The organism is Thermohalobacter berrensis, from assembly GCF_003609645.1.
GTDB lineage: Bacteria > Bacillota > Clostridia > Tissierellales > Thermohalobacteraceae > Thermohalobacter > Thermohalobacter berrensis.
The window spans coordinates 159,012-171,033 of sequence record NZ_MCIB01000001.1 but is presented as its reverse complement, the minus strand read 5'-3'; the positions used below and the strand labels follow the sequence as shown (position 1 = coordinate 171,033).

Sequence of the window (12,022 nt, the reverse complement as noted above, 5' to 3'; positions counted from 1 at the left end):
TATTCCAAAAAGGTGATTAAAGCTCACGCCACTTGGGGATATATATTTTATGTCTAGCTCAATGATACTACAGCAAATATATTTCGCATAAAAAAATCCCCATCAAAAGATGGGAATTTTTTATTCAATAGTACATATACTTTTTGGTCTTTTAATTCTAAGGACTACACTTTCCATAACTCTAAAAATATGATTTAGCTGCTCATCACCTAAATATGCTGTTACCATATCTTGACCTATAACTAGGTCTAAATTTTGCCTACCCATTGATACAACTACCCCTTTATCATTATTAATAACAGGAGTTTGATATACTCTACCATCTACTAGCTCTTTTACACGTGATAAAACTGTAACACCTGTTCCATCTTGAATCCTCTGCATTTTTACATATAATGATGGACTAACTACTAAGGAATAGGGTCCATAGGAACCTTCATTTAGTAAATTCTCTATTGATTTAGCAACATCTTTATAAGGGTTATCATCTACTGCCCAATCACCCTTTTCAACTACCAGTCTTCCCTTCACATTCATTATACCCTCTGTTTCTTTTGTTCCATTAAATATAATATCATCTTCTTTATATGAAAGAGCACTTACGGCTGCACCTAATACTGAATAATCTAAAGGTCTACCCATTTCTTTAACTAATTCTAAATCTCTCCAAGTATATAAAAAATCTTTATAAATAAGTGATATAGAAATATATTTTCTATCTTTAGTTTCAATTATATCTTCAGTTTCATTACCTTTATCACCTAAGTTTGCTTTTCCATCATCCTCAATCTTATCTAATTCTATACTTTGATAACCTCCCCCTAAAGGTCCAAATATGTCAATAAATCTTCTACCAACTAATCTGTTAGATGCTATTTTTACTACTAACTCATCAATCTCTTCCCATTGTTTTTCAGTTAATGGAGCTTCTTCCCTCATTAAATAATCTTTCAAAATCATCAACCCCTTCTATTTATTAATAAGACTACCTACAGTTTTTGGCTCCTTGTCAGATAAATCTATTTCTTTTTTAGGCATTTCTATGTTTAATTCTTCCATCATTTCTTTTACTTCTTCTTTTCCATTGGCAAATAGTTCTGCTTCTCTAGGGTCAAGTATGTTAAGTAAAGTCATTAACTCACCTACATGCTCCCTTTCCTCATCCCTGATATCTTCTAATATTTTTTTAGCCCTAGGGTCATCTGTAGCTTGAGCATGTGCATCATATAAAAATATAGCTTCTAACTCCCCTACTATATCCTGCCTAATAGCTTGAATTAATTCTTCCTTAGTTATTTTTTTTGGTATTTTCATTCCGAAAGGATTTGGCATTTGTGGCATACTTACTCCTCCTTATTACTAATTTTTTTATAATATTATTTTGTTACCCCTATTTATTATTCTCAAACAGTCTAAATAAATTTAAGTTTTTTGTCACATTAATTTTATATTTATTTAATAGTTTATATATGATAAAATTATTTAGAAAATAAAAAAGTCTTTTATTAAAAATTGAAGATTCTCAAGGTTGACTTTTTTGAAACACATAACGGAAATTATATTTTTTATCTACAATATTTATTTGATTATAATTTCCTATGTGTTATGAAAAGGAGATGATAATTATGTATATTGCTGACTACCATATACACTCTCATTTTTCAGGTGATTGTAATACTCCCATGGAAGATATAGTTAAACATGCAGTAAATTTAGAATTAAAAGAAATTGCTTTTACTGATCATGTGGATTTTGACTACCCATCTCCTGACCCTAATTTTGAAATAGATTTTGATGACTATCTTGAAAAGTTTAACGAAATTAAAGACAAATATAATCATAAAATAAATATTATTTTAGGGATAGAGGTAGGTCTTCAGCCTCATATTTCAGATAAAATAAAAAAACTAGTCAATAAATACCCATTTGCATTTGTGATAGGTTCAATTCATGCAGCAGACAGAATGGACTTATATAATGGGGATTTTTTTAGAGGTAAAAGTCAAAAAAATGCTTATTTGAGATACTTTGAAAATGTCTTGGAAAATATAAAAATACATGATGAATTTGATGTATTAGGACACATAGACTATATAATAAGATATGGAAATTATGAAACTAAAAAGCTTTCTTATAATGATTATACTGATATAGTTGATACAATTTTAAAAAGCCTCATAACAAAGGGAAAAGGGTTAGAGTTAAACACTTCTGGTTATCGTTACAAATTAGATCAAACCCACCCTCAATTTAGTATATTAAAACGTTACAAAGAGCTTGGTGGAAGTATAATTACAATAGGCTCAGATTCTCACATTGTTGAAGATATATGCTCTCACTTTAAAAAGGCATATAACCTCTTAGAGAGAGCAGGTTTTAATAAAATAACTTTATTTAGAAACAGAACTCCTATTTTTGTTGATTTTATAAATATATAGTTTTATTTTTATTCCCTGGGTAATAGTCAAATACCGACATTCATGCCCTTTTTTGTCCTAAAATGTATTATTATCTTTTAATGAATAAAAATTTGTGATTTGATCATAATAAGTTTATGTTAACTCGTTATATTATATATGGATTTAGTGGCTTAATAATTGAAATTTTCTGGACTGGATTAGGGTCATTATTTTCAGGAAATCTTTCTTTAACTGGTCATACTTATATATGGATGTTTTTTATATATGGTTTTGCTGTATTCTTAGAACCTATACACGATAAAATAAGAAACAATAATATTTTTTTAAGAGGCATAGTTTGGACGGTTTTAATATATACAATAGAATTTTTTTCAGGTATGCTTTTAGATTATCTAATAGGTATATGTCCATGGGATTATACAAAATCTACAAAATATACACTTTATGGATATATAAGATTAGATTATTTTCCTGCATGGTTTCTAGCTGGTATCTTTTTTGAAAGATTTCATGATTTCTTAGATAGTAAAATTGCGCACATAGAATAAGGGCATCCATATTGGGATGCCCTGTAGTTTTTATATCCAAAAAGCATTTTTAATGTGGTTAATCTTTTCTTTTTTATTTAAATAGACTTCTACTATATCAAATCTATATTGTGTATTATTCAATTTATTTTGTCTTATATAACAATAGGCTGTATTAATAATTTTATTTCTTTTTCTTTTATTAACTGCCTCATAAGGATAACCATAATTAAGATTTTTTCTCGTCTTAACCTCTATAAAAATAATTGTCTTATCCTTTTTAGCAATTATATCAATCTCTCCAATTTTATTTTTATAGTTTTTCTCTAAAACTTTATATTTGTTTTTGGTTAAATACTTAGCTGCAATTTTTTCACCAATTATCCCTGTAATCCTATTCCCCAAGATTATCCCCCTTATTTTTATCCAGTTGATAAACAAAAGCTAAAATTTCAGCAACAGCTGTATATAACTCTTCAGGTATTTCCTGACCAATATCCAAATTAATAAGTTTGTCTGTAATTTCTTTATTTTCTACTACCTCTATGCCTTCTTCTTTTCCTTTGTTTATAATTTTTTTAGCTACTTCACCTTTTCCCTTTGCAATTACTTTAGGTGCAATATCACCTTCATTATATTTAATTGCCACTGCCTTTTTTTTATTGCCATTTTTCATTTAATCACACCCTTATATCAAGCAAGTAATTACTTGGTCTATCTTCTGAAAAGAGGTCTAAAGGGTCAGTTTTTTCTTTAACCTTAAATTTTATATTTACATTGAATCCGTATTCTGATAATTTGTTTTTTAAGTTCTCTTGTTTCTCTTTAAATAGTTTTATAATACCTTCATTTTCTAAATTAAATATTACATTTAAATTCGATTGATTCAAATGGCATAAAATATTAACTTTATTTAAATTTTTTGTATTTAGTGATATAAAAACCTTAAAATCATTACTATTTCTTTTTAGTCTTTTTTTATTTAAAATAAATAGTTGTTGACCTTTTTTATTTTTATTATTTAGAGTAATTGGTATATATAGAAATGTACCATTCTCATTTAATCTATTAATAAAATCTATTTTACTTTGAATTTGCTCAAATTTATTTAAAACTTCCTTAGAAATCTTTCTATTTTTCTCTAAAATATCTTTTATATTATTAATAATTTCATTTAATTTTTGATAGTAATTCTTAATATTTTCTTTATCTTCATTATTAAACTTTACATTGACACCTTCAATTATTTTGGATGCTTTATTTATTAATTCTTTATCTGAGATTTTTTCTTTTAAAAGATTAATTATTGCGTCAATATCCTTTTCAATTGGATTTTTCCCCTCTAATATTTCAGACAAAAATTTAAAACTATTAATTGATATTTTCATATCTGCTTTTAATAAAAAAACTACTCTTTTAATAAGCTGATAGATTACCTTTTTTTCTTTATAATCACTAGTTATATTATTGAACATATCCTTTAATACACTTTTATTTGCTAAGGAAAGTTGGTTTTTCATTTCATTATTTATATTACCCTTTACTTTAACCTTAATTAACTTTTCTAGGCTTTCATTGAGTATATCTTTACTATTACCCATTACTTCAATATTTTCATCTTCCTTAAGATTACTTAATCCAATTATTTTGTTAATAAGTACACGTATTCTATTAATTGTTTCTCGATTTACTGGCATTTTATATTTAAATAAATTTTTTAATATCTCAAGATTTTCTTCATTAATTTCTAAATTATTTTTTAAAAGTACTGTCTTTAAGTTTTCTTCATTATCCATTGTATTAACATTTTCATTATTAAGAGGTGTCATAATTATTTTAGAATCATTTGCATCCTTTATAAAAAATCTTAGAGTTTTACCTAATTCTTCTTTAAGAGGGATATTAGTTTTACCCTTCAAAATATTTCCATGGCCTAAATCTAATGTCACATATTCTCCATTAATTTCTATTACCTTAGCTCTAATAACAGTCCCTTTGGATAAAGCTATACTCTTTTCATTCTTTATTTGTAAACTATCTGATAAAAGTTTACCTATCCTCATTTTCATCACCAAATAGGCTTATCTGCTTTTCTTGAGTTAATATTTTTTTTAAAAAACTTTTTCTATGTATAGCTGAAGGTCCTAATTTTTTCAAAGCCTCTCTATGTTTTTTTGTCCCATAACCTTTATTATTTTCTAAGTCGTAGCCTTCATATTTTTTTGACCAATCATAACATAATCTATCTCTAAATACTTTAGCTATTATAGATGCAGCAGCAATTCCATGACATTTACTATCCCCTTTTATAACACTCATTTGTGGTATATTCATATCTATTTTTTCTGCATCAATTAAAAGAAAATCAGGTTTAATCTTATTACCTTCTTTATCTTTTAAATTCTCAACTGCCCTTTTCATAGCTAATAATGTACTTTTTTTAATATTGATTTCATCTATTGTCTTAGAATCAACACGACCAATCCCAACACCAATTGCTTTATCTAAAATAATATCATACAATTTTTCCCTTTTTCTAGGAGTTAACTTTTTTGAATCTTTTACATCTTCTATTACTAACTCTTTTGGCATTATTAATGCACAGGCTACAACATCTCCAGCTAAACAACCTCTTCCAACTTCATCTATACAAGCAATATAATCATAGCCTTTTTCCCATAATTCTTTTTCTATTTTAAGCATTATATCTCCCTCCACCTATATTAATAAATTCTCTTTTAATATATAAATTCCTTTTTAAAAATAAAAAAAGCCAGCTTTGCTCGCTTCCGCTAGGGGATCCTAGTTCCCCTTCGGCCATTGCTTGTAAGTCTTTAGAACTCCTCTAATACCAAGGGATTTCATCCCCTACAACCCTTTATTTTTATTGTCTCACAAAAATCTACACATTCCTCAAATGTTGTATTTTCTTTTTTTTAAAGAATACATAAAAATATACTTTATATAGACAATAAAAAAGGCACATTAATTTAAAATGTGCCCTCAATTTGATTAGGTTCTTCCAGTGTTATTTTACCAATTATCCCTTTTCTAAATTCATCAAGTATTAAATGGGCTACTCTAGTATAGTCAACTTCTCCACCACTTACAATACAACCTCTTTTTACTGCAATATCATCTAATACTTGTAGTCCTGTTTTATCTGATATTTCAACATTATATCTATTCTCTAGTTTTTCAGGGGATATTTCTATTAATCTTTCAATTAACCTTAAAGCTAAAGTTTCAGTATCTATTATTTCATCTTTAATGGCTCCTGTAAATGCGAGATTAAGCCCAACCCTTTCATCATCAAACTTTGGCCATAAAATTCCCGGCGTATCTAAAAGCTCTAAATTTCCTCTAAGTTTAATCCATTGTTTTCCTTTTGTAACACCAGGTTTATTTCCAGTCTTAGCTCTCTTTTTCCCTGCCAAAGCATTAATCAATGTTGATTTTCCCACATTAGGTATTCCCACTATCATAGACCTTATTGGCTTGTTCTTAATTCCTTTTTTTCTTAATGCCTCTATTCTATCTTTCATAATCTCATTAGATTTTTTTATTATTTTGTCAATTCCCTTATTATTTGCAGCATTCGTTAACACAATTGGAATATTTTTAGAATTAAAATACTCTATCCACTTAGTATTTATATCTTTGTTGCTTAAATCGGCTTTATTAAGGATAACTATCCTAGGCTTATTCCCTATTATCTTATCAATTTCTGGATTCTTACTACTTATAGGTATTCTTGCATCGAGCAATTCAAATACAATATCTATAAGCTTAAGATTCTTTTTAAGTAACTCTTTTGTTTTTTTCATATGCCCAGGATACCAGTTAATTTTCATTCTATCACCAGCCTTTTTTTCTATTATCACCTAATAGTAAGTCTTTATTCTAATTATCTTTATTTAAAAATAAATATTGGGACTGAAAAACAGTCCCAATACCATTAATAATCTCTCTTCTCTTTTACTCTAGCAGCTTTACCAGTTCTATTTCTTAAGTAATTAAGTTTAGCTCTTCTAACCTTACCTCTTCTAGTTACAACTAACTTCTCTATTCTTGGAGAGTGCACAGGGAAAGTTCTTTCTACTCCTACACCGTAAGATATTCTTCTTACAGTGAAAGTCTCTCTACAACCTCCACCTTGTCTTTTAAGTACTGTACCTTCAAATACCTGTACTCTTTCTCTGTTTCCTTCTTTTACCTTATAGTGTACTTGTACAGTATCTCCTACGTTGAAATCTGGTATATCGTTTCTTAGTTGTTCTTGTTCTATTTGTCTTATTATATCCATGGCTGTACCTCCTTTCTTCCTAGACGTTCTTATCACATTATGTGACAGAGGACCGCCCGTTTTGCCACATGTAATTATAGCATATATAGAATAAAATTACAATAATTTATTCATATCTTCTTTAATTTGTTTTAATAATTTTTCTTCTTCCTTTGTTAGCTTCTTATTTTTTAGTAGATCTGGTCTTCTAATATATGTAAGTTCTAAGGCTTTATATTTTCTCCATTCTTCTATTTTTTTATGGTTACCTGATAGCAATACTTCAGGAACCTTATGACCTTTAAATTCCCTAGGCCTAGTATATTGTGGGTATTCTAATAGCCCATCATAATGTGATTCTTCTATAAAGGATTCTTCTTTCCCTAATACTCCTGGTATTAATCGAACCACAGAATCTATAACAACCATGGCAGGTAATTCTCCACCAGTTAATACATAATCTCCTATTGAAATTTCATCAGTTACATAATTTTCAATAATTCGATTGTCTACTCCTTCATAGTGTCCACATAGGAATATTAAATGCTTCTCCTTAGATAAACTATTTGCAATTGATTGATTATATACTTTCCCTTTTGGTGTTAGAAATATAATTCTAGAATCAGCAGCTTTTACGGATTCTATTGCATCATAAATAGGTTCAGGCTTTATCACCATTCCTGGACCTCCACCAAAGGGATAATCATCTACTTTTTTATGTTTATCTTTAGAAAAATCCCTAATATTAATACAATTAATATCAACAATTTCTTTTTCAATAGCCCTTTTTAATATACTACTTCCAAAAACACCCTTAAACATTTCAGGAAATAGAGTTAAAATATCTATTTTCATTCTATCATTCCTTCAATAGGGTCTATTACTATTTTTCCTTCCTCAAGATTAATTTCCTTTATAAACTCTTTTACTGCTGGTATTAGATATTCTTTATTTCCATTTTTAACAACATATACATCATTAGCTCCTGGTTGTAATACATCAACTACTTTACCTATCTTTTCTCCATTGATATGATATACATCTAATCCTTTTATTTCAAAGATAAAATAACTGTCCTCAGGTAATTCAATTGCATCATCTTTATGAATTAAAATAAATCTATTTTTAAATTTTAAAACATCATTTATATTATTATATCCTTTTAATTTTAGAATAACAAAATTTTTCTTATACCAAACCTTTTTAACTTGAAATTCATCTTCTTCCTTTTCAATAAAGATAGTATCTAATTTTTCAAACCTTTCAATATCATCAGTTAAAGGAATAACCTTTAATTCACCTTTAATACCATGAGTATTAACTATCTTACCAATTTGAATATAATCAGTCATACCCATTACCCCTCTTATATAAAATAAAGGGACTAGTAAAACTAATCCCTTTACTGAATTATCTCTACTACTACTCTTTTATTCTCCTTAGTAGCAGCTGCTTTCACTACTGTTCTTATAGCTTTTGCTATTCTACCTTGCTTACCAATAACTTTACCCATATCTTCTGGGGCTACCTTTAGCTCAATTATAACTGATTGTGTTCCTTCTATTTCATTTACTCTTACATCTTCTGGTCTGTCAACTAGTGCTTTCGCAATTGTTTCTACTAGTTCTCCCACATAGTTTCACCCCCTGAGGAATAATTATGCTTCTTTTGATTCTTCTAATTTTTCATAAATTCCATTTTTCTTAAATAAGTCATTTACAGTATCAGTTGGCTTTGCCCCATTTTTTAGCCACTTAACAGCCTTCTCAGCATCAATTTTAACTTCTTTAGGCTCTGATACTGGGTTATAAAAACCTAACTCCTCAATAAATCTACCATCTCTTGGTGAACGAGAATCAGCAACTACAATTCTGTAGAAAGGCTTTTTCTTAGCACCCATTCTTCTTAATCTAATTTTTACTGCCATTAAAATGCACCTCCTTAAATATTTTTATCTATCTGAAAAATGGAAATTTAAACTTTCCTTTTTTCATAGCTTTTTCCATATTTGTCATCTTCTTCATCATCTTTTTAGTTTCTTTAAATTGCTTTAAAAGTCTATTTACATCTTGTATATTTGTACCACTACCTCTAGCTATTCTTTTTCTTCTGCTTCCATTTATTATAGATGGATTTTGTCTTTCTTCTTTAGTCATAGATTGAATAATTGCTTCTATTTTAACTAATTCCTTTTCATCTACCTTTAGCTTTTTAAGCTGTTTTGATCCTATACCTGGTATCATCTCAAGTATTTGATCAAGTGGTCCCATATTTTTCATTTGCTGTAATTGTTCAAGGAAATCATCAAATGTAAATTGCTGAGTTTTTAACTTTTTTTCAAACTCCATTGCTTTTTTAGCATCTATGTTTGCTTGAGCCTTTTCTATTAGTGTTAGGACATCTCCCATTCCTAATATTCTTGAAGCCATTCTATCTGGATAAAAAGGCTCAAGCTGGTCTAACTTTTCTCCCATACCTACAAACTTGATAGGTTTATCGGTAACAGCTCTTATAGATAAAGCTGCCCCTCCTCTAGCATCACCATCAAGTTTTGTTAAAACAACACCATCTATACCTAACTTATCATTAAAAGATTCTGCAACTGTTACAGCATCCTGTCCTGTCATTGCATCTACAACTAAAAGAATCTCTTTAGGATTTACTTCACTTTTTATATTTTCTAACTCATCCATAAGCTCTTCATCTATATGAAGTCTTCCAGCTGTATCTAAAATTACCACATCATATCCATTCTTTTTTGCATGTTCAATAGATGCTTTTGCAATATTTACTGGATTTTGCTTATCACCCATTGAGAAAACTGGTATATCAGCCTTTTCACCAACTACTTCTAATTGCTTTATTGCTGCTGGTCTATATATATCACAAGCTACTAGTAATGGTGATTTACCTTTTTTCTTTAATAAAATACCTAATTTTCCAGAAGTAGTTGTCTTACCTGCTCCTTGTAATCCGCACATCATGATTATAGTAGGAGGTTGTGGTGCAAACTCTATTTTCTTCTGTTCTTCACCCATTAATTTAGTTAATTCATCATTAACTATTTTAATTACTTGTTGTCCAGGTGTTAAACTTTCCATTACCTCATGCCCTACTGCTCTTTCCTTAACACTGTTTACAAACTTCTTTACAACTTTAAAGTTAACATCTGCTTCAAGTAGGGCTAGCTTTACTTCTCTCATAACCTGTTTTACATCTTTTTCCGATAACTTACCTTTTCCCTTTAACTTATTTAAAGACTTTTGCAGCTTTTCGGCTAAACTTTCAAAAATCATTACTTAACCTCCTAATTTTTTTCTAAAATATCCAAAGCAATTTCCTTAATCTCTTTTATATGATTTTTTAACTCGCCGTTTTGTTCTGCTGTCAGTTCTTCATTTACTTTATTAGCATAATCTAAAATCTTTTTAAGTTTCTTTTTATTATCTTGGAATTTCTTAACGAGACCTAATTTATCTTCATAAGAATACAATTTATCTTCTGCCCTTTTTAATATATCATAAACTCCTTGTCTGCTTATCTTAAGTTGTTCGCCTATTTCTGCAAGTGATAAGTCATGTAAATAATACATCTCAATAATTATATACTGTCTTTCACTTAAAAGTTTTCCGTAAAAGTCAAATAGTAAACCTATTTCAACAACCTTCTCATACATTATAATCACCAACATTTTACCTGTCAAGTTAACAACTTGACAGGAGTATTTTATAATAATAATTTACTTTTGTCAATATTTTTATTCAGAAAAAATTGCTTCTACAAAATTATCTGGATCAAAATCTTGTAAATCATATATCTTTTCTCCAACACCTACTAGTTTTACAGGAACCTTTAACTCTGACTGTACAGCTAATACTACTCCACCTTTAGCTGTACCATCTAATTTTGTTAATACTATACCAGATATATCACATGCTTCCTTAAATGTTTTTGCTTGTAATACAGCATTTTGTCCAGTTGTAGCATCTACAACTAATAGTACTTCTTTAGTTGCCTCAGGATATTCTCTCTCCACTATTCTGAAAATTTTATTTAATTCATTCATTAAATTTTTCTTATTATGAAGTCTACCAGCTGTATCACAAATCAATACGTCTGATTTTCGTGCTTTGGCAGCTTGAATTCCATCATAAATAACTGCAGCTGGATCTGCACCCTCTTGATGAGCTATAATATCTACGCCAGCCCTATTTGACCATTCAGTTAATTGCTCAATTGCTGCAGCTCTAAAAGTATCACCAGCTGCTATAAGAACCTTTTTACCCTCATTTTTAAGCCTATAAGCTAGCTTTCCTATAGTCGTTGTCTTTCCAACTCCATTTACTCCAACAACTAATACAATTGCTGGGGACGGTTCAATATTAAGTGAAATATTTTCATCAACCTCAGTTAATATTTCTTTTAGTTCCTCTTTTAATAATTCTCTTATCTCTTCAACTTCTGTTATTTTTCTTTCCTTTACCTTATCTTTTACATCCTCAATAATTCTCATTGTTGTATTTACTCCTACATCAGCAGTAATTAATACCTCTTCTAATTCTTCAAAAAGTTCTTCATCAATTTTTTTATAAGACTTTAAAATAACATCTACCTTTTCAGTAATTCCCTTTCTCGTTTTAGAAAGCCCTTTCTTTAAACGACTAAAAAAACCTTCCTTTTTGTTCTCTTCTGACTCAGTAGTGTTATTTTCTTTTTCAATCTGCTGAGTCTGTTGATTATTATTTTCACTATTATTTTTTTTTCCAAAAAGTTTTTTAAACATTTAGATT

The 12,022-nt window shown here is 28.8% G+C and carries 17 protein-coding genes; 2 read left to right on the top strand and 15 right to left on the bottom strand.

Annotation, left to right across the window (positions count from 1 at the left end; genetic code table 11):
- Positions 1–120: 120 nt before the first annotated feature.
- Complete coding sequence (locus tag BET03_RS00900; protein ID WP_183108660.1) at positions 121–954, bottom strand: family 1 encapsulin nanocompartment shell protein; 834 nt, start codon at positions 952–954, stop codon at positions 121–123.
- Between the two features lie 15 nt (positions 955–969).
- Entirely contained in the window at positions 970–1,341 is a 372-nt protein-coding gene (locus BET03_RS00895) for a demethoxyubiquinone hydroxylase family protein (RefSeq protein ID WP_120166291.1), read from the bottom strand.
- Between the two features lie 284 nt (positions 1,342–1,625).
- On the opposite strand from BET03_RS00895, the gene BET03_RS00890 reads away from it, so the two are divergent.
- Complete coding sequence (locus tag BET03_RS00890) at positions 1,626–2,438, top strand: histidinol-phosphatase HisJ family protein (RefSeq protein WP_243096827.1); 813 nt, start codon at positions 1,626–1,628, stop codon at positions 2,436–2,438.
- A gap of 116 nt (positions 2,439–2,554) precedes the next feature.
- On the top strand, positions 2,555–2,968 hold the full coding sequence (locus BET03_RS00885) for a putative ABC transporter permease (protein WP_120166289.1): 414 nt from the start codon (positions 2,555–2,557) through the stop codon (positions 2,966–2,968).
- 30 nt (positions 2,969–2,998) lie between these two features.
- Here the strand turns inward: BET03_RS00885 and BET03_RS00880 are convergent, their stop codons facing one another.
- The 13 genes from BET03_RS00880 to ftsY all read right to left on the bottom strand — a co-directional run bounded on the left by BET03_RS00880 (position 2,999) and on the right by ftsY (position 12,015).
- Complete coding sequence (locus BET03_RS00880) at positions 2,999–3,352, bottom strand: YraN family protein (RefSeq protein WP_279230298.1); 354 nt, start codon at positions 3,350–3,352, stop codon at positions 2,999–3,001.
- Positions 3,342–3,623: an EscU/YscU/HrcU family type III secretion system export apparatus switch protein gene (locus BET03_RS00875; protein ID WP_120166287.1), complete on the bottom strand. Its 282-nt coding sequence runs from the start codon at positions 3,621–3,623 to the stop codon at positions 3,342–3,344. The genes BET03_RS00880 and BET03_RS00875 overlap by 11 nt, the downstream gene beginning before the upstream one ends.
- Before the next feature lie 4 nt (positions 3,624–3,627).
- A complete protein-coding gene (locus BET03_RS00870) occupies positions 3,628–5,010 on the bottom strand; it encodes a flagellar hook-length control protein FliK (RefSeq protein ID WP_120166285.1) in 1,383 nt (460 codons plus the stop codon).
- On the bottom strand, positions 4,997–5,650 hold the full coding sequence (locus BET03_RS00865; protein WP_120166283.1) for a ribonuclease HII: 654 nt from the start codon (positions 5,648–5,650) through the stop codon (positions 4,997–4,999). The genes BET03_RS00870 and BET03_RS00865 overlap by 14 nt, the downstream gene beginning before the upstream one ends.
- 287 nt (positions 5,651–5,937) lie before the next feature.
- The gene (ylqF, locus tag BET03_RS00860; protein ID WP_120166986.1) at positions 5,938–6,801 is read right to left on the bottom strand and encodes a ribosome biogenesis GTPase YlqF; all 864 of its coding nucleotides are present in this window, start codon (positions 6,799–6,801) and stop codon (positions 5,938–5,940) included.
- 104 nt (positions 6,802–6,905) lie between these two features.
- Positions 6,906–7,253 carry a 50S ribosomal protein L19 gene (gene rplS, locus BET03_RS00855; protein ID WP_120166281.1) on the bottom strand — a complete coding sequence of 116 codons (348 nt, stop codon included), beginning with the start codon at positions 7,251–7,253 and terminating at the stop codon, positions 6,906–6,908.
- A gap of 96 nt (positions 7,254–7,349) precedes the next feature.
- A complete protein-coding gene (trmD, locus tag BET03_RS00850) occupies positions 7,350–8,087 on the bottom strand; it encodes a tRNA (guanosine(37)-N1)-methyltransferase TrmD (RefSeq protein WP_120166279.1) in 738 nt (245 codons plus the stop codon).
- Positions 8,084–8,584: a ribosome maturation factor RimM gene (gene rimM, locus BET03_RS00845; RefSeq protein WP_120166277.1), complete on the bottom strand. Its 501-nt coding sequence runs from the start codon at positions 8,582–8,584 to the stop codon at positions 8,084–8,086. Before rimM ends, trmD begins: the two co-directional genes overlap by 4 nt.
- A gap of 50 nt (positions 8,585–8,634) precedes the next feature.
- The gene (locus BET03_RS00840; protein ID WP_120166275.1) at positions 8,635–8,865 is read right to left on the bottom strand and encodes a KH domain-containing protein; all 231 of its coding nucleotides are present in this window, start codon (positions 8,863–8,865) and stop codon (positions 8,635–8,637) included.
- Between the two features lie 24 nt (positions 8,866–8,889).
- Entirely contained in the window at positions 8,890–9,159 is a 270-nt protein-coding gene (gene rpsP, locus BET03_RS00835) for a 30S ribosomal protein S16 (RefSeq protein ID WP_120166273.1), read from the bottom strand.
- 28 nt (positions 9,160–9,187) lie between these two features.
- Complete coding sequence (ffh, locus tag BET03_RS00830) at positions 9,188–10,528, bottom strand: signal recognition particle protein (protein WP_120166271.1); 1,341 nt, start codon at positions 10,526–10,528, stop codon at positions 9,188–9,190.
- Positions 10,529–10,539: 11 nt separating this feature from the next.
- Positions 10,540–10,908, bottom strand: a complete 369-nt coding sequence (gene ylxM / locus BET03_RS00825) for a YlxM family DNA-binding protein (protein ID WP_120166269.1) — start codon at positions 10,906–10,908, stop codon at positions 10,540–10,542.
- A gap of 81 nt (positions 10,909–10,989) precedes the next feature.
- Positions 10,990–12,015 (bottom strand): signal recognition particle-docking protein FtsY, encoded by a 1,026-nt coding sequence (gene ftsY, locus BET03_RS00820; RefSeq protein ID WP_120166267.1) that lies wholly within the window; start codon positions 12,013–12,015, stop codon positions 10,990–10,992.
- Positions 12,016–12,022: the final 7 nt, after the last annotated feature.